This is a genomic window from Arthrobacter humicola (genome assembly GCF_022803015.1).
Classification (GTDB): domain Bacteria; phylum Actinomycetota; class Actinomycetes; order Actinomycetales; family Micrococcaceae; genus Arthrobacter; species Arthrobacter humicola_A.
This window is the reverse complement of the sequence record NZ_JAFKON010000006.1, coordinates 71656-98655: the sequence shown is the minus strand read 5'-3', so window position 1 is coordinate 98655 and position 27000 is coordinate 71656. Positions and strand designations below refer to the sequence as shown.

The 27000-nt window shown below is 67.6% G+C and carries 25 protein-coding genes and 1 tRNA gene; 19 read left to right on the top strand and 7 right to left on the bottom strand.

The genetic code is table 11. The annotated features are described in order from the left end of the window. The first annotated feature begins 108 nt into the window (after positions 1-108). Complete coding sequence (locus ARTB_RS13240; protein ID WP_028275742.1) at positions 109-1959, top strand: ABC transporter ATP-binding protein; 1851 nt, start codon at positions 109-111, stop codon at positions 1957-1959. Here ARTB_RS13240 and ARTB_RS13235 read toward each other — a convergent pair. Next, positions 1946-2578 carry a hypothetical protein gene (locus ARTB_RS13235; protein WP_243181033.1) on the bottom strand — a complete coding sequence of 211 codons (633 nt, stop codon included), beginning with the start codon at positions 2576-2578 and terminating at the stop codon, positions 1946-1948. The genes ARTB_RS13240 and ARTB_RS13235 overlap by 14 nt on opposite strands. A gap of 54 nt (positions 2579-2632) precedes the next feature. Between ARTB_RS13235 and ARTB_RS13230 the strand changes: the two genes are divergently transcribed. The 7 genes from ARTB_RS13230 to ARTB_RS13200 all read left to right on the top strand — a co-directional run bounded on the left by ARTB_RS13230 (position 2633) and on the right by ARTB_RS13200 (position 14001). Beyond that, positions 2633-3769, top strand: a complete 1137-nt coding sequence (locus ARTB_RS13230; RefSeq protein WP_230007196.1) for a GuaB3 family IMP dehydrogenase-related protein — start codon at positions 2633-2635, stop codon at positions 3767-3769. Positions 3770-3861: 92 nt separating this feature from the next. After that, complete coding sequence (locus ARTB_RS13225) at positions 3862-5613, top strand: glycerol-3-phosphate dehydrogenase/oxidase (RefSeq protein WP_028275740.1); 1752 nt, start codon at positions 3862-3864, stop codon at positions 5611-5613. Positions 5614-5702: 89 nt separating this feature from the next. Then, entirely contained in the window at positions 5703-6191 is a 489-nt protein-coding gene (locus ARTB_RS13220) for a PTS sugar transporter subunit IIA (RefSeq protein ID WP_243181030.1), read from the top strand. A 48-nt stretch (positions 6192-6239) separates the two neighbouring features. Then, on the top strand, positions 6240-7142 hold the full coding sequence (locus ARTB_RS13215; RefSeq protein WP_243181028.1) for an SURF1 family protein: 903 nt from the start codon (positions 6240-6242) through the stop codon (positions 7140-7142). Further along, positions 7139-7648 (top strand): DUF3817 domain-containing protein, encoded by a 510-nt coding sequence (locus tag ARTB_RS13210; RefSeq protein WP_243181026.1) that lies wholly within the window; start codon positions 7139-7141, stop codon positions 7646-7648. Before ARTB_RS13215 ends, ARTB_RS13210 begins: the two co-directional genes overlap by 4 nt. Before the next feature lie 174 nt (positions 7649-7822). Next, the gene (guaA, locus tag ARTB_RS13205; RefSeq protein WP_028275737.1) at positions 7823-9412 is read left to right on the top strand and encodes a glutamine-hydrolyzing GMP synthase; all 1590 of its coding nucleotides are present in this window, start codon (positions 7823-7825) and stop codon (positions 9410-9412) included. 308 nt (positions 9413-9720) lie between these two features. Then, positions 9721-14001 (top strand): AAA family ATPase, encoded by a 4281-nt coding sequence (locus ARTB_RS13200; protein WP_243181024.1) that lies wholly within the window; start codon positions 9721-9723, stop codon positions 13999-14001. Positions 14002-14097: 96 nt separating this feature from the next. Here the strand turns inward: ARTB_RS13200 and ARTB_RS13195 are convergent, their stop codons facing one another. From ARTB_RS13195 to ARTB_RS13185, 3 genes are all read right to left on the bottom strand, one after another. Beyond that, a complete protein-coding gene (locus ARTB_RS13195; protein ID WP_243181023.1) occupies positions 14098-14994 on the bottom strand; it encodes an RcpC/CpaB family pilus assembly protein in 897 nt (298 codons plus the stop codon). 150 nt (positions 14995-15144) lie between these two features. After that, positions 15145-15396, bottom strand: a complete 252-nt coding sequence (locus ARTB_RS13190) for an FmdB family zinc ribbon protein (protein WP_243181021.1) — start codon at positions 15394-15396, stop codon at positions 15145-15147. 139 nt (positions 15397-15535) lie between these two features. After that, a complete protein-coding gene (locus ARTB_RS13185; RefSeq protein ID WP_243181019.1) occupies positions 15536-16195 on the bottom strand; it encodes a 5-formyltetrahydrofolate cyclo-ligase in 660 nt (219 codons plus the stop codon). Positions 16196-16299: 104 nt separating this feature from the next. On the opposite strand from ARTB_RS13185, the gene galU reads away from it, so the two are divergent. The 6 genes from galU to ARTB_RS13155 all read left to right on the top strand — a co-directional run bounded on the left by galU (position 16300) and on the right by ARTB_RS13155 (position 20820). Beyond that, on the top strand, positions 16300-17217 hold the full coding sequence (gene galU / locus ARTB_RS13180; RefSeq protein WP_028275735.1) for a UTP--glucose-1-phosphate uridylyltransferase GalU: 918 nt from the start codon (positions 16300-16302) through the stop codon (positions 17215-17217). Between the two features lie 5 nt (positions 17218-17222). Next, the gene (locus ARTB_RS13175) at positions 17223-17843 is read left to right on the top strand and encodes a GNAT family N-acetyltransferase (protein WP_243181017.1); all 621 of its coding nucleotides are present in this window, start codon (positions 17223-17225) and stop codon (positions 17841-17843) included. Between the two features lie 143 nt (positions 17844-17986). Beyond that, complete coding sequence (locus ARTB_RS13170; RefSeq protein ID WP_243181150.1) at positions 17987-18985, top strand: hypothetical protein; 999 nt, start codon at positions 17987-17989, stop codon at positions 18983-18985. A 108-nt stretch (positions 18986-19093) separates the two neighbouring features. Further along, complete coding sequence (locus ARTB_RS13165) at positions 19094-19906, top strand: SDR family oxidoreductase (protein ID WP_243181014.1); 813 nt, start codon at positions 19094-19096, stop codon at positions 19904-19906. A gap of 46 nt (positions 19907-19952) precedes the next feature. Further along, positions 19953-20025 (top strand) — tRNA-Ala (locus ARTB_RS13160). Positions 20026-20190: 165 nt separating this feature from the next. Beyond that, on the top strand, positions 20191-20820 hold the full coding sequence (locus ARTB_RS13155; protein WP_243181011.1) for a GNAT family N-acetyltransferase: 630 nt from the start codon (positions 20191-20193) through the stop codon (positions 20818-20820). On the opposite strand, the gene ARTB_RS13150 is transcribed toward ARTB_RS13155, so the two are convergent. Then, positions 20817-21332, bottom strand: coding sequence for a hypothetical protein (locus tag ARTB_RS13150; RefSeq protein WP_243181008.1), 516 nt, complete (start codon positions 21330-21332; stop codon positions 20817-20819). The genes ARTB_RS13155 and ARTB_RS13150 overlap by 4 nt on opposite strands. 252 nt (positions 21333-21584) lie before the next feature. On the opposite strand from ARTB_RS13150, the gene ARTB_RS13145 reads away from it, so the two are divergent. The 5 genes from ARTB_RS13145 to ARTB_RS13125 all read left to right on the top strand — a co-directional run bounded on the left by ARTB_RS13145 (position 21585) and on the right by ARTB_RS13125 (position 25363). Further along, positions 21585-21953: a hypothetical protein gene (locus ARTB_RS13145; RefSeq protein ID WP_243181006.1), complete on the top strand. Its 369-nt coding sequence runs from the start codon at positions 21585-21587 to the stop codon at positions 21951-21953. A 25-nt stretch (positions 21954-21978) separates the two neighbouring features. Continuing rightward, positions 21979-22449, top strand: a complete 471-nt coding sequence (locus tag ARTB_RS13140; protein WP_243181003.1) for a GatB/YqeY domain-containing protein — start codon at positions 21979-21981, stop codon at positions 22447-22449. Next, positions 22446-24038: an ABC-F family ATP-binding cassette domain-containing protein gene (locus ARTB_RS13135; RefSeq protein WP_243181001.1), complete on the top strand. Its 1593-nt coding sequence runs from the start codon at positions 22446-22448 to the stop codon at positions 24036-24038. The genes ARTB_RS13140 and ARTB_RS13135 overlap by 4 nt, the downstream gene beginning before the upstream one ends. Positions 24039-24204: 166 nt before the next feature. Continuing rightward, positions 24205-24882, top strand: coding sequence for a hypothetical protein (locus tag ARTB_RS13130; protein ID WP_243181000.1), 678 nt, complete (start codon positions 24205-24207; stop codon positions 24880-24882). Positions 24883-25039: 157 nt separating this feature from the next. Beyond that, a complete protein-coding gene (locus tag ARTB_RS13125; protein ID WP_028275726.1) occupies positions 25040-25363 on the top strand; it encodes a hypothetical protein in 324 nt (107 codons plus the stop codon). On the opposite strand, the gene corA is transcribed toward ARTB_RS13125, so the two are convergent. Both corA and ARTB_RS13115 read right to left on the bottom strand, forming a co-directional pair. Then, positions 25360-26355: a magnesium/cobalt transporter CorA gene (gene corA / locus ARTB_RS13120; protein WP_243180998.1), complete on the bottom strand. Its 996-nt coding sequence runs from the start codon at positions 26353-26355 to the stop codon at positions 25360-25362. The two genes, ARTB_RS13125 and corA, sit on opposite strands and share 4 nt — an antisense overlap. Before the next feature lie 7 nt (positions 26356-26362). After that, on the bottom strand, positions 26363-26902 hold the full coding sequence (locus ARTB_RS13115; RefSeq protein WP_243180996.1) for an Lrp/AsnC family transcriptional regulator: 540 nt from the start codon (positions 26900-26902) through the stop codon (positions 26363-26365). Positions 26903-27000 lie beyond the last annotated feature (98 nt).

Sequence of the window (27000 nt, the reverse complement as noted above, 5' to 3'; positions counted from 1 at the left end):
CCGCCGAAACCATGGTTTCGGCGGGCCCACCCGGTTTAAGGGCGCCCCGATTCCCGGCGGCGGTGCCGCTCACGCCCCGGCTCCGGGTCCCGGAACTAGGCTGGAGGCATGTCCGAACTCCTGCCGGCACGCGCGCCCAAACGCAAGCTCGCGCTCAAGCCCTACGCCCGCGCCGTGGCACAAGTGCTGCGGGTGAGCTTCCGGGCCTCGCCCGCCGCCGTCGTCATGAAGGTCCTGGGCTCGCTGATCTCGGCACTGCTGCCGCTGGTCACGACGTACTTCGCCGCCCTGACCACCACGGCGCTGGCCGCCGCCTACGCGGGCGACGCCGACGCCGGCGCGCAGGCCGTCGTGTACGTCATCATCACCGCGGCACTCGGGCTCTTCTGGGGATCGTTCAGCAGCGTGGACCGCTACATCCAGCAGCTCATGAGTTTCCGGGTCGGCGCGATCGTCGGTGACCTGATGTACGAGCGCTTCCTGACCCTGGACTTCTGGCGCTACGACGACAAAGAAACCGTGGACCTGTACGACCGGGCGAAGCGTTTCTCCGACTCCTACGCCCGCGTCCTGGACCGGATCGCCGCCATTTTCACCCAGCTCGTCTCCGTGCTGCTGGCGATCGGCGCGCTGCTGCTGGTCAGCTGGTGGATCGCCGTGATCGTCCTGGTTGCGATCGTCCCCAGCGTCTACCTGCAGTTCAAGCTCTCCCGCGAACAGATCGCGCACTGGAACACCCAGGTCGATTCGCGCCGGCAGCGCAGGATGATCGAAACCAACCTCCTGCGACCGCAGCACATCGCCGAGATGCGGCTTTACGGGATTGTCGGCTACCTGATGGGCCTGCGCTCCCGGCTGCGGGACGCCGATGAAAAGCGCCGGCTGGACTTCCAGAAGCGCTACATCCCCAAACAGCTCGCGGCCGATGCCCTGCAGTACGGCGCCGAGGTGGTCTCGCTGATCTGGGTGGTGGGCCAGATCATCGCCCGGGCCCAGCCGGTGGGGCAGTTCCTCTATGTCCAGCAGATTGTCAGCCGCGCCCTCTCGACCGCCAACAGCCTCGTCTCCTCACTGAGCTCGATCGACGAGGACCTGGCGAACCTCACGGACTACGAACTCTTCATGGCCCTGCCCGTGCCGTCCGGCCACGCCCCGCCGCTGCTGCAGGCGCCGAAGACGGTGGAACTGCGGGACATCCGCTTCACGTACACCGGCAGCGAACTGGAGGTGATCCGCGGCATTTCGATGACCATCAGGCAGGGCCAGCACATCGCGATCGTGGGGGAGAACGGGGCCGGCAAGTCCACCCTGATCCGTATCCTGGCCGGGCTGTACCGTCCCGACTCCGGGCAGGTGATGCTCGACGGCGTGGACCTCGCCGCCGTCGACGTCACCTCCTGGCACCGGCACCTGGCGGTGCTCAGCCAGGAGTTCCTGAAGTATGAATTCGCCACCGCGGCGGAAAACATCTTCTTCGGCGACGTCGATTCGCCCCGCGACGACGGACGGGTCCGGCGCTCCGCCGCGGATGCCGAGGCCCTCGAATTCATCAACAAACTGCCCAACGGACTGGACAACCACGTCAGCAACTGGATGGAGGACCCGCGCGGGCGGAAGGGCTCCGGCCTTTCCGGCGGGCAGTGGCAGCGGCTGGCGATGGCCCGGAACTTCTACCGCGGCGCATCGTTCATGGTGATGGACGAGCCGACGTCGGCCATCGACGCGCTGGCCGAACACCGGATCTTCACGCGGCTCTTCGCTGACCGCAGCAGCACCATCATCGCCATCAGCCACCGCCTGGCCACGATCGAGAAGGCCGATGTGGTCTACATGCTCGAGGAAGGCCGCATCGTGGAACAAGGCACCCACAGGGAACTTGTGGCGCGCCGCGGCCGGTACTTCCGGATGTTCGAGTCCCAGCTCACCGTCCCCGACACCGAGAACGTCAGCGGCGAGTAAGCGGAGCGCCCTCGATTGTCGTCCGCACCCGGGCCAGGCTGGGTTCGGGCGGGACGCTGCTGAAACCGAAGCCGACGGCGGGGCGGACGGCGGTGAGCGGGCCGGCGTCGGCGCCGTCCCAGCTGACGGTCGCGGAGTCGATGCGGCGCAGGTCGGTGACCCCGTAGTATTCCCGCCGGCCGCCCTTGGCCGTGCCCGCAGTGCGCACGCCGGGGATGATTCTGCCCGCAACGGGGTTGACCGCACGCAGCCAGCGCGGATGCACCGCCAGAGCCCGGGGGACCAGCCGCGCCACGGCGCCCAGCCGCGTGCGGGACCCGAGCCGGGCGCGGATCCGCAGCGGCCCGGCGTCGACGGCGAGCTGCCCCGCCCCATGCTCTGAAGCCAGGGGCACGATGCAGGTCTCGTCGAAGTTATAGACCGCGCTGATGAAATCGGCGGCCTCGACGCTCGGTGCCAGCAGGATCCGGTGGCCGGAGGGCAGCTGGACCATCGCGTCGGTGAAGGACCCGAACGGGGACTGCGTCCACAGGCCCACCACCGCGCGCAGGCCCGATCCCGTGCCGAGCCCGGCAATGTGTCCGTCGAAGATCCAACGCTGTCCGTTACGCCAAAGCATGACGCCACAGTACGCCGAAGCGGCGCCCCGCGTCCGCTGGGATAACCTAGAGCAGTGACTTACGAGATTGAGATTGGCCGAGGCAAGCGTGGGCGTCGTGCCTACTCCCTGGATGACATTGCGATCGTCCCCAACCGGCGTACCCGTGACCCCAAGGACGTCTCCGTCTCCTGGCAGATCGATGCCTACAAGTTCGACATGCCGGTCATCGCGGCGCCGATGGATTCGGCCATGTCGCCGGAGACCGTCATCGCCCTGGGCCGCCTCGGCGGACTCGGTGTGCTCGACCTCGAAGGCCTGTGGACCCGGTACGAGAACCCGCAGTCCGTACTGGACGAAATCGCGGGCCTGGCTGACGAGACCAACAGCCCGGCCGTCACCCGGCGCATGCAGGAGCTCTACCAGGCGCCGATCCAGCCCGAGCTGATCACCTCCCGCCTCGCCGAGATCCGCGCCGCAGGCGTCACGGTGGCCGGCTCCCTGACCCCGCAGCGCACGCAGGAACACTACAAGACCGTGGTGGCCGCCGGCGTCGACATCTTCGTCATCCGCGGGACCACTGTCTCGGCCGAGCACGTCTCCAAGGACCACGAGCCGCTGAACCTCAAGCAGTTCATCTACGAACTCGACGTCCCCGTGATCGTCGGCGGGGCGGCCGGCTACACCCCGGCCCTGCACTTGATGCGCACCGGCGCCGCCGGCGTGCTGGTCGGCTTCGGCGGCGGAGCCACCACCACGACCCGCCGCGCCCTGGGCATCCACTCGCCCATGGCCTCCGCGATCTCCGACGTCGCGGCGGCCCGCCGGGACTACATGGACGAGTCCGGCGGACGCTACGTCCATGTGATCGCCGACGGCGGCATGGGATCCTCCGGCGACATCGTCAAAGCCATCGCCATGGGCGCCGACGCCGTGATGCTGGGCAGCGCCCTGGCCCGCGCCGACGAAGCCCCCGGCAAGGGATGGCACTGGGGCCAGGAAGCCCACCACCTCGAACTGCCCCGCGGCGACAGGGTCAATGTGGGAACGGTCGGGCCGCTCGAAGAGGTCCTGTTCGGGCCCGGCCACCACACCAACGGCACCTCCAACCTCGTCGGCGCGCTGCGCCGTTCAATGGCGACCACCGGCTACTCGGACCTGAAGGAATTCCAGCGCGTCGACGTCGTCGTCTCGCCGTACGCCGGCAACTGAAACCGCGCGCGGGCCGTTGAGGGCCCTGCCCATCCGGGAAACTTGGACGTAGTCTGGTGCCCTACGAGGTTTGATCCGGATGGAGGCGTGACATGAACAGTTTTCCCGGCGGTTCTGCCGAGGCCGGAGGTGCCCTCGGGCCAGCGGCCCGCGAGGCTTCAATCACTGTGCTTAGGGGCAGCACCGCTCCCGGCAAAGAGCTCGACATCCTGATCGTGGGCGGAGGCATCGTGGGTGCCGGCGCCGCCCTCGATGCCGTGACCCGAGGGCTCAGTGTGGGCATCGTCGAGGCCAACGACTGGGCCGCGGGGACGTCGTCGCGGTCCTCGAAGCTCATCCACGGTGGCCTCCGGTACCTCGAAATGCTCGACTTCGGCCTGGTCAAAGAGGCACTGCACGAGCGCGGCCTCATTCTCTCCGTCCTGGCGCCGCACCTGGCCCGGCCGGTCCCGTTCCTGTACCCGCTCCACAAACCGTTCCTGGAGCGGCCCTACGTCGGCGCCGGAATCGCCTTGTACGACGCGATGTCCATCACCGGCGGGCACAGCCGCGGCGTCCCCTTCCACAAACACCTGTCCCGGCGAGGGACCCTGCGCGCCGCCCCCAGCCTCAAGGACGACGCCTTCGTCGGATCCATCCGCTACTACGACGGCCAGGTCGACGACGCCAAGTACGTCGCCAACCTCGTGCGGACCGCGGCGCACTATGGCGCCCACGCGGTCAACCAGATGTCGGTTGTGGACTTCGTGCGCGAGGGCGAACGCGTGGTCGGCGCCAAGGTGGTCAACCATGAGGACGGCTCCAGCTTTAAAATCCGGGCCAAACAGGTCATCAACGCCACCGGGGTCTGGACCGACGAGACCCAGGCCATGGTGACAGACCGCGGGCAGCTCAAGGTGCGGGCGTCCAAGGGCATCCACCTCGTGGTGCCCCGCGACCGGATCCAGTCCACGGTGGGGCTGATCCTGCGGACCGAGAAATCCGTGCTCTTCGTGATCCCCTGGGGCAGGCACTGGATCATCGGGACCACTGACACCGACTGGCACCTCGACAAGGCCCACCCCGCGGCCTCCAGCAAGGACATCGACTACCTGCTCGAGCACGTCAACAAGGTCCTCAAGCGCCCGCTGACCCGAGAGGACGTCGAGGGCGTCTACGCGGGGCTGCGGCCGCTGCTGGCCGGGGAAAGCGATTCCACCGCGAAGCTCTCCCGCGAACACGTGGTGGCGCACCCCGTGCCGGGTCTCGTGGTGGTGGCGGGCGGTAAATGGACCACCTACCGGGTCATGGCCAAGGACGCGGTCGACGAGGCGACGCGCAGCATGGACGAGCGTGTCCCGGCCAGCTGCACGGAATCCGTCCCGTTGCTGGGGGCGAGCGGTTTCAAGGCCGCGTGGAACCAGCGGAACCGGATGGCGGAGGAGACCGGCGTCCACGTTGCCCGGATCGAACACCTCCTCAACCGCTACGGCGCCATGACGCCGGAGGTGCTGGCGCTCATCGCTGACAGCCCGGAACTGGCCGAACCGTTGCCGGGCGCTGACGACTACCTGGCTGCCGAAGCCGTCTACGCGGCCACGCACGAGGGCGCCCGGCATGTCCAGGACGTCCTGACCCGCCGCACCCGGATTTCGATTGAAGCGTGGGACCGCGGTGTGTCCGCCGCTCCGGTAGTCGCTAAACTAATGGGAGACGTTCTCGGCTGGAGTGATGCGCAGCGCGAGGGCGAAATCAAGCACTATCTGGCCCGGGTTGATGCCGAGCGCCTGAGCCAACAGCAGCCGGACGACGAATCCGCCGACGCCGCACGGCTGGGCGTGGAGGACATTGTGCCCCTGCGCTAAAACTCAGTGCCGGCCGGCAGTGCAGGATTACAACGCTAGTCATTGGACTGCCGGCCGGCGTCACTGACGCCACTTCGAAGGGACATCTCTTGGCGGAACCACTGGACCGGTACGACGCCGAGCTCACCACACCCGAGATGGTGATCCTTGAAATGGACGCCACGGACAAGCTCGACGCCACTGCCCAGCTCGCGGAACGCATGCATGCTGCCGGACGTATCTCCGATCTCGTGGGCTTCCTCAAGCAGGTCAATGCCCGGGAGCATCAGCTCGCCACCGGCCTGCCCGGCGGTGTCGGCCTGCCGCACGCCCGCAGCGAGCTCGTGTCACAGACATCCATCGCGGTCGGCATCACGAAGTACGGCAGGGCGCTGGACTTCGGCGCGGCCGACGGCCCGGCCACAGTGATTCTGCTCATCGCCACCCCGGCGAGCTCCTTTTCCGATCACCTCGAAGTGCTCGCGACGCTGGCACGCTCACTGTCGAAAGAGTCCTTCCGCGAATCGCTCCGCCGCGCCTACGACGCCGAAGTGATCGCCGAACTGATCAATTCCAGCCTGGTGTTCTTCGACCACTGACGATGGCCCGTTTCGCTGTTCTACACAGGGACGAAGTACCTTTAAGGGGTGCTGAAAACTGCCCTCAAACCCCGCTGGATCGCAGGACTCGTGTTCGCGATCGCCATTTCCGGGGTCTTTGTGCTGCTCAGCCAGTGGCAATTCGGCCGTTCAACGCAGGCCGAAGCCCCGGTCTCCACCACGACGGAGCAAACGCGGCAGCTCACCTCGGTCCTGCAGCCGGGTGGGTTCTTCCCCGGATCCGTGGCTGACCAGATGGTCTCCGCCACCGGCAGCTACGACCCCCAGAAGCAGGTCCTCGTCCCCGGCCGGCTCAATGACGGTGCGAAGGGCTACTGGATCGTATCGGCCTTCGCCGTCAAGGATGCCCCGGCCCTGAAAGGCGGCGGGGCCACACCCCAGACCTGGATTCCGGTCGCACGCGGCTGGGTGGCGGATCCCGCGGACGCCGTGGCGCCGCCGTCGGGCACCATCGAACTGACCGGGCGGCTGTTGCCGTCCGAGTCCCCGCTGCCGCGGACGGATCCCGGACCCGGCCGCGCCAGCGCCGTCTCGGTTGCCGAACTCATCAACGACTGGAACGTCAGCAGCTACCCGGGCTTTGTCGCAGCGACGACCGAACTGGCCGGCGGCACCGACGTCGGGGCCGCGGCCGCAGGCGGCGACGTCAAACCCCTCCGGATCGGCCCGCAGCCGCCCGCGCAGCAGGTCAACTGGCTCAACCTCTTCTATTCCGTGGAATGGGTGGTCTTCGCCGGTTTCGCGTTGTTCATCTGGTGGCGGCTCGTCAAGGACGACTACCGCCGCGACCTCGAAGACGCGCTCGACGAGGAAACGGCCGGGGAAGAGCCCCCAACCGACCGCCACGCGGCCCACCACAACACGGCCCAAGCGCCCGCCGACTCCCATCCCACAGCCCCCCAACCCACAGACCCGAGAGTGCAATCATGATCGAGCCCCAGCCCGCCATCCAGCCGCAGTCCACCAACGGCACGGGGAAAGCCGGGAAGAAGCGCCGCTTCGGCGGCACCGAGGCCCAAATCCGGTCCGCCCTGAAGTTCTACAAGGTGCTCGCCTACCTGACGGGCACGATGCTGCTGCTGCTCTGCGCCGAACTGATCGCCCGGTACGGCTTCGGTCAGTACCTCTTCGCCGGCGGCACCAACGCCGTCACCGGCCAGCCGTTCGGCCTCGGATTCGCCGACGCCGAGCCGCCAGGGGTGATCGGGGGCGTCAACCTCTCCATCACGATCCTGATCGTGCACGGCTGGATGTACGTCGTGTACCTGATTTCCAACTTCCGGCTGTGGTCGCTCATGCGCTGGCCGTTCACCAAGCTCGTGGTCATGGCCCTGGGCGGCGTCGTGCCGTTCCTGTCCTTCTTCGTCGAGAAGAAGTTCCACGCCGAGGTCGAGGCCGAACTCGCAGCAAACCCGCAGGCGCCCCAGCGGTACTGAACCCCTTCTGACCCGGCGCCCTTCCTGATCCGTCCTGATCAGTCATTCCGGGTCAGTGACACGACGCCGGCGGCCGCCGTCGGGCATGTGAGTTCGCTTACCTCGGCCCGCGATTCGGGCCCGCACCGGCTTCTCAATGTGCGGGCGGGCAGCAGCGCAAAGTAGGCTAGTGGGGTGACTACTCCCACTGCATCCCAGACGTCCCACAGGCCGGTTCTGGTTGTTGACTACGGTGCCCAGTACGCGCAGCTGATTGCCCGCCGCGTCCGGGAAGCGAATGTGTATTCGGAAGTGGTTCCGCATACGTACAGCACCGAGCAGCTGCTGGCCAAGAACCCCGCCGCGATCATCCTCTCGGGAGGGCCCTCGAGCGTCTACGCCGACGGCGCCCCCAGCGTCGGTGCCGATCTCTTCGAGGCCGGCGTCCCGGTCTTCGGCATCTGCTACGGCTTCCAGGCCATGGCCAACGCCCTCGGCGGCAAGGTAGCCCAGACGGGCCTGCGCGAATACGGCGCCACCGAGACCACCACCCTCGGCGAGGGCCGCTCCATCCTGGCCGGCATGCCCCAGCACCAGAGCACCTGGATGAGCCACGGCGACTCCGTCCACGAAGCCCCCGAGGGCTTTGAGGTCCTGGCGACGACGGCGGGTGCCGACGTCGCGGCGTTCGCCAATGAGGACAAGCGCCTCTACGGCGTCCAGTGGCACCCAGAAGTCAAGCACTCGGCCTACGGCCAGCAGGTCCTGGAAAACTTCCTCTTCAAGGGCGCCGGGCTGGAACCGAACTGGACCACCGGCAACATTCTCGAAGAACAGGTCCAGCGGATCCGTGACCAGATCGGCGACGCCCGGGTCATCTGCGGCCTCTCCGGCGGCGTCGACTCGGCTGTGGCCGCAGCCCTGGTACAGCGCGCCGTCGGCGACCAGCTGACCTGCGTCTTCGTGGACCACGGGCTGTTGCGCGAGGGCGAAGCCGAACAGGTCGAACGCGACTTCGTCGCCGCCACCGGCGTCAAGCTCTACGTCGCCAACGAGCAGGAGCGCTTCCTGAGCGCCCTTGCCGGCGTCAGCGATCCCGAGACTAAACGCAAGATCATCGGCCGCGAATTCATCCGCGCCTTCGAGGAAGCCGAACTGGCGATCATCGCCGAGGCAGCGGCACACGGGGAAAAGATCAAGTTCCTCGTCCAAGGCACCCTGTACCCCGACGTCGTTGAATCCGGCGGCGGCGAAGGTGCGGCCAACATCAAGAGCCACCACAACGTGGGCGGGCTCCCCGAGGACCTGCAGTTTGAACTGGTTGAACCGCTGCGCGCCCTGTTCAAGGACGAGGTCCGCGCGGTCGGTGCCCAGCTCGGCCTGCCGCAGGAAATCGTCGGACGCCAGCCCTTCCCCGGCCCGGGCCTTGGCATTCGGATCGTCGGCGATGTCACCAAGGAACGCCTGGACCTGCTCCGCAAGGCCGACGCGATCGCCCGCGCCGAGCTGACCGCGGCCGGACTGGATGACGAAGTGTGGCAGATGCCCGTGGTGCTGCTGGCGGACGTCCGCAGCGTGGGCGTCCAGGGCGACGGGCGCACTTACGGACACCCGATTGTCCTGCGCCCCGTGTCCTCCGAGGACGCCATGACCGCCGACTGGTCGCGGCTGCCCTACGATCTCCTGGCCCGGATTTCCAACCGGATCACCAACGAGGTGGACGGCGTCAACCGCGTGGTGCTGGATGTGACCAGCAAGCCGCCGGGAACCATCGAGTGGGAATAGCAATCTGAGTGGCCGGCCTTTCGAGGCCGGCCATTTCATTTTGTTCCTGACAATGTTTCTGACAATTCAGCCTGAATTTCGAACCGCCCAGTGTTGCGGCCCCGCACCTGCGGGGGATTCGGGCTACCCTCGAAAGCATGCCGGTATGGTCCAAGGCGTCCCGCGCGAGCCTGGCAACCGCGAGCACACAAGATGCGGCCAGGGAAAGCGCGGACGCAACACAGACGAGCGTTGATACGACGAACCCGCCAGAGTCGAGCCCGCCGCGGTCCGGCACAGAGAAGTCGAGCACAGAAAAGAAGGCAGCAGTGTCAGTTGGTCAGGGCCACCCCGAGGGCTCCGAGGAGTTCAGGAAATGGCTTTCGGGGCTCAAGCCCGTCACCGGTGCAGATACCATGCTGCGCTTCACCAAGACGCCCGAAGGCTCAATTGACCTGACTCATGCCCATCCCTCCGGGCTCGCCCAGCTGATGGCAGGGCGGCGTACCCGGCTCTCGACCCTGATCCGCGACCGCCAGCAATTTGTTGTCGCGGCCAGGGCATCGCGCAACCTGCGCTCCAAGATTTTCGAACTCGCCAATGACCGCGGCATCGACGCGGGGTATTTCTCCGCCGGCACGGTCGTCTGGACCTCCGCCGTCGGCGGCAAACCGCAACGGATCTCGGCCCCGGTCATGCTCACCGCCATCTCCCTCACGGTGCGCCCCGGCGAGGACGACTACGAGCTGCAGCTCACCGAACAGGCGCAGATCAACCCGGCGCTGGTCCGGCACCTCAAGACCGTCCACGGGATCGTTTTCGACGTCAACGCGGTGACGCGGATGGCGTACAGCACGGCCCGTTACGACCCGCAGCCCGTTCTGGACCGCCTGGGCACCCTCGTCCAGCCGATTCACGGCGCGGAGGTCGAACACAACCTGCTCGTCTCCACCTTCGCCGACCTCTCCGGCAACCTCGATGATCCGTGGATCAACCAGAACAACCCCCTGGTCACCGCGCTGGCTCGGTCCGGTTCCGGCGAGCTGGTCGACGTGCCTGCGCTGGAACCCGGCCGCTTCCCCAGCACGGACGACCGTGACCCCGCCGACGAGCTTCTGCTGCTCGACGCCGACACGGACCAGCAGTATGTGGTCGACGCCGTCCGGGCGGGCGACTCGCTGGTGGTCAGCAGCCCGCCGGGCACGGGCCAGACCCAGACCGTCATCAACACCATCGGCGCCCTGGTTGACGAGGGCAAGTCCGTCCTGGTGGTTGGTGACAGGCGGGCCAGCCTCGCCGAGATCTCCGGGCAGCTGGATGGCCTCGGCCTGGATTCGGTCCTCTTGCAGCTGACAGGCAGCGCCAGCCCGCTGCAGCTGAAGGGCCAGCTGGTCCGGGCGATCGTCCGCAACGAGAAGTCGCTGCAGCCGCAACTGAGCAACCTGCACGCCACACTGACCGGGCACCGTCACGCCCTCATGGACCACGTGGCCTCCCTGCACAACGTACGGGCGCGCTGGGGTTGCTCGCCGTATGAGGCCATGCAGTCCCTTGCAGAGCTGACCTCCATCCAGCCGGCACCGGCGACGACCGTCCGGCTCAAACGCAGCGTGCTGGACAACATCCGGGACCGCGAGGAGCTCGCGGGCCGGCTCCGCCGCGCCGCCGAGCTCGGCAGCTTCAGCCGCGCGTCGACCACCAGCCCCTGGCACGGCGCGCGCCTGCTGACCCGCAAGGAGACGCAGGAAGCGCAGGGCGTGGCGCAGTCCGTTTCGGAAAAGCTGCCGTTGCTGCGCGGGCGCATGGCTGCCGTGGCGGAACACGCAGAGATCCGGCTGGGCCGGACCTTCGCCGAATGGGGCGAGCAGATCGAACTTCTCGTGGCCGTCCGCGAAAGCCTGGACAAGTTCACTCCCGACATCTTTGACCGGCCCGTCCACGACCTGATCTCGGCCACTGCGTCCTCTGCCTGGCGCAGGGAACGCGGGATCGAAATGCCGTCCATGCAGCGCTCACGCCTGCGCCGCGTGGCCAAGGAGTACGTCCGGCCCGGCGTGCACATCGCGGACCTGCACAGCTCCCTGGTCCTCGTGCAGGAACAGCGCGCCGCATGGTCCGGCTACGCGACCACGCAGCGGCACCCGGCCGTGCCATCCGGGCTGGCTGAAATCACCGGCCTTTACCGGGAGCTCGCCGCGGAACTGGCTGAACTGGGCCTGGCTGTCAAGCACACCGCCGCCGGCGGCGACCTGGACCGCGCACCCTACGACGAACTCCTGCCCCGGGTGCGGCGGCTCGTCGCCGACACCGCGACCCTTGAAACCCTTCCGGAGCGAACGCTGCTCGTCGAAAGCATGCGAGAGCACGGCCTGGGCGAGCTTCTCGCCGACCTTGCCGAGCGCGAGGTCCCGGAGGATTCGGTGACCGCCGAACTGGAGCTGGCCTGGTGGCAGTCGGCCCTGGAGGCCATGATCAGCGGCGATGACTACCTCGCCATGTCCGACGGCGACGCCCTGCGCCAGCTTGAGGCGGAGTACCGTCTCGCGGACAACGCCCATATCGCCAGCGGCGCTGCCCGGCTGCGCTGGAACCTGTCCGAGCGCTGGCGCGCTGCCATCTCGGCGTACCCCCGCCAGGCCGAGCTGTTGCGCAGCCTGCTGAAGGACGGCCGGGTGACCCTGGCAGCCCTGAGCGGCCAGGCGCAGGAGCTGCTGCCCACACTGGTGCCGGTGTGGTCCGTCAGCCCCTACCTCATGACGGGCCTGCTGCCGATCGAGCAGACCTTCGATGCCGTCGTGATCCTCGACGCCGAGACGACCTCGTTGCAGGCCGTCCTCCCGGCGATCGCCCGGTCCCGGCAGGTCATCGCCTTCGGCGACGAACAGACCGCCAGCCCCCGGACCTTTACCGTGGGCGTCGAACGGCTCGCCGCGGGGGAGAGCTCCTACCAAAGCGTTGAGAGCTCGTTCCGGGCACTCTCTGCCGTGCTTCCGGTCTGGAACCTGAGGACCGTGTACCGTGCGGTCGATGAAGACCTGGTGCGCCAGCTCAGCAAGGGTTTTTACGGCGGGGAACTCACCCGCCTCCCGGAGGGCCAATCCGCCACAGGGCTGGACCGTACCCTCAGCGTGGAGTACCTCCCCGACGGCACGGGGCTGCCCAGCGCTGACCATGACGGCGTCGAATCGGTTGTTGCCGAGGTCAACCGTGCGGTGGAGCTCGTCTTCGAACACGCCCGGCTCCGCCCCCGGACATCGCTGGCCGTGGTAACCGGCAGCCTTCGCCATGCCGCCCGGATCGGCGAGGCCATCAGGGCGCAACTGCCCAACTACCCCATGCTGGGCAGCTTCTTCAGTGCGGGGGACGAGTCCTTCCGCGTGGTGGATCTGGAACGGGCCCAGGGCCTGGTCCGCGACCACGTCATTTTTTCCCCGGGCTATGGCCGCACCCCGCATGGGCGCACCCTCCACAGCCTCGGGCCGCTTTCCGCCGAAGGCGGCCGAGCAAAATTCGCCCTGGCGATGACGCGTGCCCGCCGGTCCCTTCACGTGCTCAGCTGCTTCCGGCCCGAAGACCTTGACGTCAGTCGCCTCAGCCACGGCGCCGTGGACTTCTACGAACTCCTGGACCGTGAGATCGCGGGCAACACGGACCTTGGCAGCCCCGCCTCCCGGGCCGCGGCCAGCGAGCAGGCGCTCGGCGCCGATCCGCTCGTGGCGGACCTGGGTGACCGGCTCCGGGCCCGCGGGGCACGCGTGTGGCACCAGTACGACGGCGTCCTGAACATGGTGGCGGCCGCCGATCCGATGACCACGATCGGCCAGGACGATGCGGAGATTCCCCGTCCGGTGGCGATCGAGTCGGATGGCACCAGCCACTACCGGCGGATGAGCGTCCGGGAACGGAGCAGGCTCCGGCCGCAGCTCCTGGAGCGGCTTGGCTGGCGGTACATGCCCCTATGGACCATAGAGGTCTTCACCGACCCCTCGGCCTGCGCCGACCGGATTGGCGGCTACCTCGGGTTGGAGAAGCCCGTCGTGTCCAGCAGGCTGCGGACATCGCACGGGTTCTTCGACGACGGCATCGAGCATTTGGCGATCGACGAGGCGCGGGCCGCCGAGTACCACGTGGCGGCCGAACCCTCGGGACAGGTGTTCCGCGGCCACGAAACTGCTGGCCAAGAATTCCGCCGGCAGGCACCACCATCAGCAATGACAGGCAATACAGGCAGTAAGGAGGCCGGCGGCATGAGTGCGGACGGCATCACCAGCAACACCGGCAACACGAACGACACTGGCAACACCGGCGCCACCGGCGACACCCACGCCACCGGCGCCCGCGAAGCCGGCGCGGCGGGCGCCGCGGCGGGGGCCGCGGCCAACACCGCTGGGCCGAGGACCGGCGAATCGACCGGGGAACCGACCGGCGACGGGCCGGACCAGGAGGCCGCGAAGGAGACGTCCCGCCGTTCGGAGGCACAGGCCACGGTTCCGGAGGGTGCGTTGCCGAACAAGGCGGCGGAAGACGACCCCCGGCGTTGGGGTGACCAGCCTGATAATTACGATCACGACGCCTGGCTCCAGGAACAGAAGCCGCCGCACTGGGGCTGACGTGGCTGCCCGCAGCCCAGAGCCTGCGGGCGTAACCCGCGTCGGTGCAAATTGCCCGGGCCCTGGCCCGGCGGGAACGCCCTGCTGGCTGGACAGTTAGCCCGGCGGTGATGCCACAAGCACGAAAAACAATTTGCCCTGGGTAGACGCGCCCGCCAGCCTTCGGGCCTGCTCGGCGGTCGCTGCCACCACCACCAGCCCGTCAGTCTCCGCAGTGGCGGGCCAGGGGCTGGCCTTGCCGCCCTGCGCCGACGTCCAGAGCACCGGCACGGCTTCGGCCAGGATTTGGCTTTCGCCGGGTTGTTCCATGCCGTTGCTGGCAGTGAGCACCACGTTGACGAGCTGCCCGGGGGAGACGAGTTGGATGGAGGCCGGATCTGCCATCCTCAGCGGCACGGCCGCAGAGCCGCGTGGGCTTCCGGCGAGCAGGCCCGGTCCCAGGATCTGGGCGTCGGTGAGGAGCTGGCCCTGGCGCAACGGTGCGGCCAGCTGTTTTCCCTCGAAGGCGGTCTCGCTGCCGGGGCTGCCCGCAGGAATAAGGCCGGGTGGCACGCTGATCCTGCTGAGATCGCCGGGTCCCAGGGACTTTCCAGCGGGTAGATCGGCCGCGGCGGCGAAGGCTGCGACAGTGTCAGTGGGCGCTGGAGCCAGTTGCTGAACTGTCAGTCCGGCGGGGATGCAGAACAGGAGGGCCGCGATAAGCCGCCGGTTCCGGTTCAGCCAGCCGCGCAGGCGGCGCCACGACGGACGGCCCCGGGGCGGATGCCGGCGGGGTTTCGCGGGACCGATCCGGCTCCGGAACGGAAGGCCTGCGGCGGAAAACGTGGCGGCAGGAAGGCTCGTTGGGTGGATCCCGGTACGGGACCAGCGGCCGGGGCCAGCTTCAGGCAATGCGGCGCGGAACGGCCTGAACGAAGGCGCGGAAGGCCCAGGAGCCGCCGGGGCAGCCGTGTTGAACGAAGGCGGGGAAACCGCGGTGAGGAAAAGTTCCATGCCGCCACGCTACGGATCCGCGCAGAGGGGCGGGAGCTGCGGAACGTCCTATGTGGACAACGGCACAGCGGGCAGGGGCCAGCGCCGGGCAATGCCCAGGATCAGCCGGCCGTGGCCCAGCCGGCGGCCGGCGCCAACCCGGCAGGTGCCTTAGCTGGCCGCGGCGGCGGGCGCGGGGGTGGCCGCGGGAGCTGCACGAGCCGGGGAAACCGTGCTGCCCTTGGTGTCGCGCGAATCGGTCCGGTAGAAGCCGGAGCCCTTGAACACTACGCCGACGCTGTTGAACTTCTTGCGCAGCGTGCCCTGGCACTCGGGGCAGGACGTCAAGGAGTTGTCGCTGAACGACTGCACGATCTCGAAGGCGTGGCTGCAGTCCTTGCAGGCGTATGCATACGTGGGCACTGGAAATCCTCCTCAGGGGCAAACGAGCAGGTCCCGTGCCGCCGAGTCCGGATCACCGCCGATATGTCTATCGACCTGTTCCGTCCTTAGCAGTCGCAGGGCCTGAGTGCCAATTCTATCACCTCGGCGGGAACTCGGATCAGGCGGGCCGGGATCGGCCGAGCCGGATGATCCCGCCCGGGGTCAGCGCCGTGTCGACTTTCCGGTCGAACGACTCCGCGGGGATGCTGCCTGCGGGCAGCACCTCCGTGTCATAGACGACGGCGGCAGTCGGCAACGCGACAGCGTCGGCTGCAGCGTCGGCCGCCCCGGCGTCCGCCCCGCCGGACGCGGAGGACATGGCAGCCAGGGCGGCAAGGAACTTGTCGTAGTAGCCGCCGCCTTGCCCGATTCGGTTGCCCGAGAAATCCACTGCTGTGGCCGGCAGGATGATTGCGGTGGCGTCCCGCATGATTTCGGTGCCGTGGCGCTCTCCGACAGGCTCCTGGATGGGCGCGTACCGGCTGCGGACAAACCCGGACTGGGGAGTCCAGTACACCCAGCTGAGCTCGATGTCGGGTTCGCAAACGGGCAGCAGCACCCGGTGCCCGGCCTCGACCAGGGCAGTCAGCAGTGGCAGCGTGGGCGGTTCGGCGCCCACCCCGAGGTACGCCGCGAAGGTGCCCTGGCGGCGGGCAAGCCCGGAGGCCCACTCGAGCCCATGGCTGGCGATGCCCGCCGCGGCGGTGTCCTGTGCGGCCAGCGGGAGTGCGGAACGCGCCGCCCTGTGGCTGGAGCGAATTTCCTCTTTTGACGCCATCTTGGCCCGTCCTCTGCCTCTTGCGGCCGCGCTGCACCGGCGGGCCCGGCAGGCGGTTCGCATAATGATTACGCAATGATTGGTCCCTCCGTTAGATTAGTCGTGTGAATACACCCATCGCTTCCGTCCGCAAGGCCGTTATCCCCGCCGCGGGCCTTGGTACCAGGTTTCTCCCGGCCACAAAGGCCATGCCCAAGGAAATGCTGCCTGTCGTTGACAAGCCAGCCATCCAGTACGTCGTCGAGGAGGCCGTGAATGTCGGCTTGAACGACATCCTGATGATCACTGGCCGCAACAAGCGGGCGTTGGAGGACCACTTCGACCGCGTCCCCGCGCTGGAGTCCACCCTGGAGGCGAAGGGTGACACTGCGAAGCTCGAATCCATTCAGGCCGCCAGCAACCTCGGTGACATCCACTACGTCCGCCAGGGCGATCCCATGGGTCTCGGCCACGCCGTCCTTCGGGCCAAGCAGCACGTCGGGCAGGAGCCGTTCGCCGTCCTCCTGGGAGATGACCTCATTGACGCCCGCGATGAGCTCCTCAGCACCATGATCGAGGTCCAGGCCAAGACCGGCGGATCGGTGGTCGCTCTGATCGAGGTGGACCCGTCCCAGATCAGTGCCTACGGCTGCGCGGACGTCGAGGCAATCGGCGGTGAGGACTACGTCCGCATCAACCAGCTCGTGGAGAAGCCCGATGTGGCGGACGCCCCGTCCAACCTGGCCGTGATTGGCCGCTACGTGTTGCACCCGGCCGTCTTTGAAGTGCTGGAGCGCACCGCGCCCGGCCGCGGCGGGGAAATCCAGCTCACGGACGCCCTGCAGGAACTCTCGGCCGGCACCGGCGAGGGCTACGGCGTGTACGGCGTCATCTTCCGCGGCCGCCGCTACGACACCGGCGACAAGCTCAGCTACCTCAAGGCCTGTGTCCAGCTCGCCTGCGACAGTGAGGACCTCGGCCCGGGCCTGCGCGAATGGCTGCCCGGCTTCGCGTCCAGCCTGGCCCCCAGCCTCGCCAAATAACTCCCGTGGGGGGCAGCTTCACCTGGCCGGTGACCTTGGAGAGCGGCGACATCGTGTTGCGCCCGATCCGGTACCGGGACCGCAAGGAGTGGACAGCGCTCAGGTCCCGCAACTGCGAGTGGCTGGCCCCCTGGGAGGCATCGAACCCGGTCCCCGGCGGCGGCCTGCCGGACTACCGGCAGATGGTGCGCTCGCTCAAGGCCCAGGCCGCGCAGGCCACGGCCCTGCCGTTCGTAATCACGGAGTGGACACCAGGCCATCAGGCGCCGGTGATCGTGGGGCAGCTGACGGTGTCCTCGATCGTCTGGGGATCGGCCATGATGGCGACGCTTGGCTATTGGGTCGACAAGGAAAGGGCCGGCCGGGGGATCGCCCCGACCGCCGTGGCCATGGCGACCGACTATTGCTTCGGCACCCTTGGACTGCACCGCATGGAGATCAACATCAGGCCGGAGAACGCCCCGAGCCTGCGCGTGGTGGAGAAACTTGGGTTTCGTGACGAGGGATTCCGGCCCCGGTTCCTGCACATCAACGGTGAATGGGCAGACCACCGGACCTTCGCGCTCACGGCTGAGGAAGTGCCTGAAGGCCTCCTCGCGCGGTGGCTGAGAACCCGCCGGTCCTGAGGCCCGTGAGAGCCGCCTGACCAGCCACGACGCCCCGACGCCGGCCAGTCGCCGGTGCGCGCGCGACACACCCCTGACAATGCGGGGCAGCACCCCATATACCTCATACGGTTTTGAGTGTGGACTTCCCTCTTAGCAGCTCTGTGATCCTTGTCATTGCTGTTGCGCTCTGGATCGTGTGGGTGGCGCCTTACGTTCTCCGGAACGGACGCCACCAGCTGCAGCCTGCAGGCGAATTCCTGGCGGATGTCATTGACATGGAACCAGCAGATCCACATGCGGGGAAGGTTATGAAAATGGCGGCGCAGCAGGAGAAACCCATGATCAGCACACAGCGCGCAGACCCGGCCGGCGGCACACCTGGGCCTGGGGCGGGCAAAGCGGCAACCCCTCGGGTGAGCCCGATTGCTGCGGCGGGCTCCCCGGCGTTCCGGATTCGATGGGGGCGGTTGGTGCTGGCGGTAGCCGGGCTCCTGGCTCTTCTCACGGCAGTGGTGTCCGGAGCCCTTCGACTTTTCGGCATCGGTTCAGGCTGGCTGCCGGTGACCGCCCTACTGGGCGCCTTCGCCGCAGTGGCGCTGCTTCGCCGTCTTGCCGTCCGCGATCGCCGGCGGAAGATGAACGCTGCATTCCGTGCAGCCATGGGCAGCCCGGAACGCACCCCTGCACGGCCGTCGGCGCCCGAACAGACCCCTTCCCTTCCCGACGGACGTCCCGCTGCCCGGCCGGAAAGCCCGCTCTTCGACGCCGAAGCGGGCCGCGACACGCCCGAGCCCGCGCCGAAGCCGCTGACCGCACTGGAACTCCGCCAGGCCGCCCTCGCTGAAGCCGTCGCCTCTGGGGATGCCTCGGCGGCCATGGCAGCCGACGCGGGTGCAGTACCGGAGGGCACCAGCTGGGAGCCCGTCGAGGTTCCCAAGCCCACCTACGTCGAAGCCCCGAAGGCCGAACGTGCAGCCCCAATGCCCCTCGACCTTCCCGAGGCGCCGAAGGCCGTAGGGAAACCGTCTCTCAAACAGGCCTCGGCGCGACCGGCAGCGTCCGATCCGCAAATTGCCGACGATTCTGAGTCGAAGCAGCTCAGCAAGACGCAGAGCGCCTTGAGCAACCTGGATGACGTCCTCCAGCGGCGCCGCGCCTGATCCGACCCGTCCTTCCGGAGATTACCCCGGGCAGCCAGCGATGGCGGCCCGGGGTTTTTAACTTCCCCGCAGCGTCGCGGGCGGGCTTCGCTGCGGTAGCCTCGGGTCATGACAAGGATCTGCGTTGCCGGTGGAACCGGGCAAGTGGGCCAAGAAGTGGTGCGCTTGGCCGTCGACGCCGGGCACGCCGTGGCCGTCCTCAGCCGCAACCCGCCAGGGGCCGGCGCCGCCGGCAACATCCGGGGCGCGGAATACTTCCGCGCGGACGTCACGACGGGAGAGGGGATATCGGCGGCCCTGGCCGGCGCCGACGTCGTGATCGATTGCCTGGAAGGACGCGCCGGGAAGGCGCGCAAGAACTTCGCCGACGGCGGTGCGCGGCTTCTGGCCGCTGCACAGGACGCGGGAACGGCCAGGGCCGTCATGCTGTCCATCGTGAACTGCGATCGCAGCAACTCCTCCTTCTACCGGTCGAAGGCTGCCAAAGAACACGCCTACGAGCTGTCCGGACTCGAGACCGTGGTGGTCCGGGCCACCCAGTTCCACTCATTGCTCGCGATGATGTTCGGCGCCGGCTCGAAGCTGCGGATCATCCCCGTGGTCAGAGGTGCCAGGTTTCAGCCGGTATCGCCGGACGACGCAGCCGCGGTGCTGCTGGAGACCGCCGTTGAACCGGCGCCCGTTCCAGCCGCGGGCCCGCGGCACAGGGTACTGAACCTCGGCGGCCCGGAATCCAAAGACATGGTCGACTTTGCCCGGGAGTGGCAGCGGGCCACCCGCGCAAAGGGTCAACTCGTGCGCTTCCCACTGCCCGGCGCGATGGGCCGCTACCTGCGCGAGGGGTTGAACCTGGTGCCGGAGGCGCGACACGGCACCGAGACTTTCCGGGGCTGGCTGGAAAACAGCGCAGATAGTTTGTAGCCTAGGGACACCGGCAACGCCGTTCCGTCAGGACCGGCGTTGCTTCGGGGCTATAGCTCAGTTGGTAGAGCGCTTCGTTCGCATCGAAGAGGTCAGGAGTTCGAATCTCCTTAGCTCCACAGATTTCAAGGGTTTTTGTACCGTTGAGTGCGCGAATGAGTGCGTGAAATGACATTGCTGGCCGCCCTCGGCGTCCCTGCCCGGTTCCGGGCGATGCGATGGTGCGTACTTGCGATGGTGCGTACTAATGCCCGCCGACTGATGGCCGCCGATGAGGAGCAAACATGGGAGCCGCAACGATGGGCACCCGGGCGGCGCCGAACGTCATCCTGCACGTCGGCGCACCGGGACCCGCCGTGGCCAGCGAAGCGGCAGCGCTCCTCAACGAATCCCTCGGCTCCGGTTTCACTCAGCCATCAGCTCTGGCGCAACTCACAGCCGATGGCGGGGGAGTCCTTATCCGTGCCCGCGGCCGGGACGGCGGGCTCCTGGGCGCGGCGACCGCCCACGTCCTGGACCGTGCGTCCCACGCCGTACTGCAGGACCGCCTGCGCATCACCGGGGTCGACGCCGGCCTGGACGGCCGCCGGGTTGGGGAGTTGAAGTCCATCGTCGTCGCGCCCGCAGCCAGGGGGACGGGCATCGGCTCGATCATGCTCGCCGCCAGCCTGGACTTCCTGAAGGCCCGCGGCTGCCACGATGCCGTGTCCGCGTCCTGGGTCTCGGCCGATCCCCAGCACTCTTCCCTGGGGATGCTGGAGCGGGCCGGTTTTGCGCAGGTGGCCACGATCCCCGCCTTCTGGGCGGACGACCAGCAGGCAGCCGGCTACCTCTGCCCCCTCTGCGGCGCCGGGTGCGTCTGCGCGGCCGTCATGCTGGTGCTGCCACTCGAGGGCAGCGCCAGGCGCGGCTAGAGCGCTTCCTTGGCCAGGGCCGCGGTGCCGGGAGGGGTTGTGCGGCCGAGCCGGTCGTCCAGTCTGACCCGCAGCCTGGCGGCGGCGACCCGAACCCGGTGATGCGAGAGGGCCGCCGGGCCGGTAACCTGCGCAGTGATGTGCTGCCCGTTGCCTGTGCTTTCCCTGGCCCCGCTCACGGACTCCCACGCGATGTCCAGAAGCTCAAGCTCCTCGTTGCGGGCCAACTCGCTGCGGGCGAGCACATCCAGCGCTGCCAGCCCCAGGGCTTTGCTGTCCCCGTCCTCGTCCAGGGCACGGTCCAGCGCCCATTGGGTCCGTTTCCACCACTCGGCCCGGTCGTCGGCGACGGCCTTCTGGCGCAGAGTCCGCCAGGCCATGAACGCTCCCACGGCTGCCGCTACAAGTACAGCAACAGGGGCAAGCGCGGCAACGATCTGCCACCACTCGGCCGGCCCGGTGTGGAGGAGGACTTCAACCGGAACCGGAGACGGAGCTGGTGTTGACGGCATGCGACCAGCCTAAGCCGCGGCCCGGACAGTGGCAGGCGGCGTGGCGGGCGCGGCGTGGTTCGGCGCTCCCGACCGGTCACTGTACGGAACGCCGGTGATTTCATGAGATGGTGTGAACCTGCGTGAACGGCGCCGTGGCCGCGCCGGCGCAGCAATCCGCGCGGCAAGACCATCGTGCAATCCAGCGGCAAAGCAGCCGAATCCAGCGCAGGCATCCAAGATAGACATCCAGCGCAGACAAGGCCACCACCGATGAAGAACACCACCCCGATCGCCCTGGCCCTGCTGTCTGTTCTGCTGACCGCGGCCTGTTCCGCCTCCCCGAGCCCCGAACCGTCCGCCGGGACCCCTGCGGCGGGCCTGCCGGCGTCGCTGCCCAAGCCTGACCCTGCCCAGCAGGAAGCCCTGCTGGCCGCGCTGGCCAAGATCAACCCCCGCCTGCCAGACGACCAGGCAATCGACAAGGCCCGCCGCCTGTGCGGCCGACTGCTGGGGCAATCGACCGCGGACCAACTCATCGCTGCCGCAAAGACTGAGTTCAGCGGGGACGTCCCCGCCCTCCCGGACGACGACGCCCAGCGGATCATCTCGGCGATCGGGGCCAACGGGTTCTGCCGCTAGCCTTGTTAACAACACGAGGAGAACTATGACCACCCTGAAAGAACGCCTGCACGCCGACGTCGTGAGCCACATGAAGGACCGCAACAAGGTTGCCCTGACCACTGTGCGCAACGTCCTGGGCGAGATCGAAACCCGGGAGAAATCGGGCAAGACGCCAATCGTGCTGGACGACGCACAGGTGACCGCACTCCTGCAAAAGGAAGCCGCCAAACGCCGCGACACGGCCCGCATCTACACCGAGGCCGGCGAAGCCGAGCGCGCCGCGGCCGAGATCGCCGAGGCCGAGGTGATCGAGGCCTACCTGCCCAAGCCACTGACCGCGGCGGAAGTCGAGACGATCGTGGACGAGGCCATCGCGGCGCTCAAGGCCGACGGCGTCGGGCTGTCCATGCGTCAGTTGGGGGCAGTGATGAAGCCCGTCACCGCCACGGTGGCCGGGCGTTTTGACGGCAAGACCGTCAGCGAAATCGTCCGCAACCGTCTCGCGCAGCAGTGAGCCTGGTCCGGCTGCACGACGTCAGCGTCCGCTTCGACAACACACAGATCCTCCGCGAGGCGTACTTCCGTCTGGAGCCCGGGGACCGGGTGGGCCTGATCGGCAAGAACGGCTCCGGGAAGACCTCCATCCTCAAGCTCGTCCTGGACCAGGTCTCCCCGGATACGGGAACGGTCACCGTGGATCAGGGAACCAGGGTGGGGTACTTCTCCCAGTTTTCCGAGCTCGACGGCGAGGCAACCATCCTTGCGGTCCTTGACGGACTGTTTGTCGAAATCAAGGCTGCCGAGGCCGAGCTGGCAGCCATCGACGCCGCCATTGCGGCTGACCCCGCCGAGGCGGAGCTGGACCGGCTGATCCGGCGCCAGGCCGAGCTGTTCGAGGCCATGGACCGCCTCGACGGATGGGATTACCAGCGGCGCATCGACACAGTCCTGACCACGCTGGGGTTCAGCGACGCCCACCGCACGTGCGCGATTGACGAACTCTCCGGCGGGTGGCGCAACCGCGCCGCCCTGGCCAAGATCCTGTTGGAGGGCCCGGACGTCCTGCTGCTGGATGAACCCACCAACTACCTCGACGTGGCCGGTGTCGAATGGCTCGAAAACTGGTTCCGCGACTACCGCGGCGCCGCGATCATCGTCTCGCACGACAGGAAGTTCCTCGATGCGGTGGTCACCCGGATCCTCGAGGTGGAAAACTTCCACCTGCACGAGTACCCCGGAAACTTCGCCGAGTACGTGGTCCAGAAGCAGTTCCGGCTCAAGACGCTCGAGGCGCAGTTCGTCCATGAGTCCGAGCTCCTGGCTTTTGAAGCGGAGGGCATTGCCGACCGCCGGGAGGCCGCCAAGGCCGCCAGCCGCGGGTTGGGGAACCAGCTGGCCAAGATCAAGAAAGCGCGGACACCACGTCCCGTGGACCAGATCGTCACCGAGATCTACGGCGGCCTGCACGTGAAGGATGTCCTCTGCCGGGTCGAAGGACTGGGCAAGTCCTATGGCGACAAGGTCTTGTTCGAAGACCTGAGCTTTGAGATCCGCCGCGGCAACAGGATTGTGGTCCTGGGCTCCAACGGCAGCGGCAAGTCCACGCTGCTGAAAGTGCTGACCGGGGAGGAACCGGCGGATTCCGGTGAAGTGGTCTGGGCGAAGGGGCCGGGTTTTGTTTCCTACAACAAAATGCTGGAAGAGCTCGACGACGCCGACACCGTTTCGCACGCGGTCAACGCGCTGCCGGACAGCCTGGCCTTCAGCGCCACGAAGAAGTCCGTCAACAGGTTCCTCGCCATGTTCCAGTTCTCCGAGGCCGACCTCAAACAGAAGATCGGGAACCTCTCCGGCGGACAGAAAGCCCGCGTCGCCATGGCCCAGTGCCTGCTGTCCGGGGCCTCGGTGCTGCTCTTGGACGAGCCCACCAACCACCTGGACATGTCCAGCACCCAGGTGATGGAGCGGGCACTGCTCCACTTCCCCGGCGCGGTCGTCGTGGTCAGCCACGACCGCTTCTTCACCGAGAAGATCGCCACCCGTCAGCTGGTCTTCGGCACCGACGGCGCAGAACCCGGCGAGGTCGACGTACGCGCGGCCTAAGGGCGTGGTGATTGCCCCGAGCCTCAGTGTTTGCTCAGCATTGGCTCAGGATGTGGCATGAGCGGCTAAAGGGCCGACAATTCGTCGTTTTCGAGCGGTACTGTGGCGCAGGCTGCCGACCGGGGGGACGGCAGCGGTCTCATATCCGCTTTGAAAAAAATCTCCCGTGGCAGGAATCATCGGCTGGCTCAGTGCTCTGGGCACCACAGGCAAGGCAGTAGTAGTGGCCTCCGTCGTCGTCACTGGCGGCGCCGGCGCAGCGGCGGCCACCGCGACCACCAATCTCCCGGCTGACCCGACGTCAACCATGACGGCGACCGGCACCGAAACCTCTGACCCGGCCGAGCCGGCCGGTTCGGAGACTCCGGTAGTGGGCGACCAGGAAGCCGCCGACGAGGAAGCCGCCGATCACGAATCGTCTGAATCGTCTGAACCGGCCGATCCGGCTGAGTCGGATGACCAGGAGGCGGACGATCAGGGCGCAGAGTCTGACGCGGACGACCAGGGCGCGGAAGACGTCGCGGACGCGCAGGAGCCTGCGGCCCCGGCCCCCGCAGCCCCGGCCCCCGCTGCTCCGGCCCCGGCACCCGCCGAAGACGATGCGAAGAATTCGGCCGACGCGCCGGAAGCCGACGCGTCCCACGCTTCGAACGGCAACAGCGGATGGGCACACCAGAATGCCGCTGAACACCGTGCGGCCGGCCAGGCCAACGCCGCCGAGCACCGCGCGGCCAGCCAGGCCAAGGCCGCCGAACACCGTGCCGCGCCGGCCGGTCTTGAAAGCGATCACGCCGCCAAGACCAGCAAGCGCGGCGACTCGGGCGGGCACGGCCACAGCAAGTAGCCCAAAAGGCATGCAATGACGGGGCCCGGACCACTGGTCCGGGCCCCGTCGTCGTGACGGCACGAAAATGCTTCGGCACGAAAATGTTTCAGCGCGAAAGTGTCCAACGGTTCGGTCTCAGAGGTGCGGCGCTTCGGGTCCGCGGGATAATGGAAACATGACCAATCAGCAGCAGGACCGCGACCCGTGGGAGGAGTTCGACAAGCTCCAGCCCGCCGGTCCGGACCGGGTTGCGGGGTACCCCGGTGGGGAACCGCAGGGCTTCGGCTTCCGCACCGGCGTCCGCAGCGCCAGGGTAGCCCTCGGATTTGCCGTCTACTCCCTGGCGCTGGGGAGCATTCTGGTCCTCACCGGGGCCATCGTTTTCATCGGCAGCGGGAAGTGGCTGCTGCTCGGGCTGATGGTGCTCATCGAGGTCGTCTTCGTCCTGGCGTTCCGACGGCTCATGGTCCAGGTCCGGCACCGCCGCGCCTCCGGCTAGAGCCAGCCCTTCTTCTTGAAGATGGCGTACATCAGCGCCGCCGTGCCGGCCATGAGCGCGATTGCCATCGGGTAGCCAAGCGTCCAGTGCAGTTCCGGCATGTTGTCGAAGTTCATGCCATACAGTCCGGCCACAAATGTCGGAGCGAAGAAGATCGCGGCCCACGACGAGATCTTCTTGACCTGTTCGTTTTGTTCCGCGCTGGCCTCGTTCTGGCGGTTGGCGGTCAGGGTTCCGTCCAGGGTGAGCGCATTCTGCAGCAGGTCACGGAACGAATCGGCGCGGGAAATCAGCCGCTCCACGTGGTCCTCGACGTCGCGCAGGCTGTGCTGCAGTTCAATGTCCACCCGGTACTTCTCGAAGCCCCGGCGGAGCTGTTGCATCATAGCCGGGAGCGGATGGATGGCGCGCTGGAAATGGATGACTTCCCGGGCGAGCTCGTAGATCCTCCGGGACACCAGGGCGTCGCCGCTGAAGAGCTGGTCCTCGATCTCGTCGATGTCGTTTTCCAGCCCGGCCACCACGGGACCGTAGTCATCCACCACCTGGTCCATGAGTGCGTACAGGACGGCCTCGGGCCCGTGGCGCAGCAGATCGGGCCGGCCCTCCATCCGGCGCCGGACCTGGCCCACGACTTTCGTCTCGGCGTGCCGGACGGTGACCACGAAGTTGCGCCCCGTGAAGACGTGGAGCTCGCCGAACTCCACGGTTTCGGTCTCGTCCAGGTACCGGGCGGGCCGGAGCACAGTGAACAGGTTGTCGTCGTAGCGTTCCAGTTTGGGGCGCTGATGGGCGGAGATCGCGTCCTCCACCGCCAGCCCGTGCAGGTTGAATTCGGCCGCCACGGCCGCCATTTCCTCAGTGGTCGGCCGGTACAGGCCGATCCAGGCCATGCCCCCGTGCTCGGTCAGGGTCTCGAAAGTCTGCTCGAGGTTCCGCGGCTCGGCGCTGCGGATGCCGTCAACGTAGACGGCGTTGTCGATGATAGTCACCGGGACATTATCCTTTGTCCACCTGGAATTCGGCGGACCCGGCCCGCCGCGAGGCGGACCGGCCGGGAGCCAGCGCGCTGCCTTGGGCGAGCCGGCTGATCAGCGGTTCGGTCCGGTACGGGATATGGGTGTGCAGCGCCAGGACGGTCTCGGTGCGGATGACCCCCTTGACCCGAAGGATCGACCGGAGGGCCGCCTGGAGATTGTGCGTATCCGTCGCCACCACCCGGCACCAGACGTCGCCGCGACCGGAGATCTCGTGGACTTCCAGGACCTGGGCGATCAGCCGCAAAGCCCCCACGACGCCGTCGAGTTCCCGGTGGTTGACCTCGATCGTCACGAACGCGACGACGTCGTACCCCACCGCCTCCAGATCGATTTCACGGCCGCCGTCGTGCAGCACACCGGAGCGCAGCATACGCCGCACGCGCGACTGGGCAGTGTTCCGGGCGATGCCCAGGGCGTCACTGAGCTCGCCGATCTGGATCCGCGGATCCCGGATCAGCTCCAGCAGGATCTTCAGGTCGGTGGGGTCCAGACTGTTCAAATCATCACTCCGGTTCACTTGGACAGCCAGAGAATGACTGTTTTGCTCAATTTTGACACAAATTTTGGCCATGCAGATCACTGGTATTGCATTCTGTA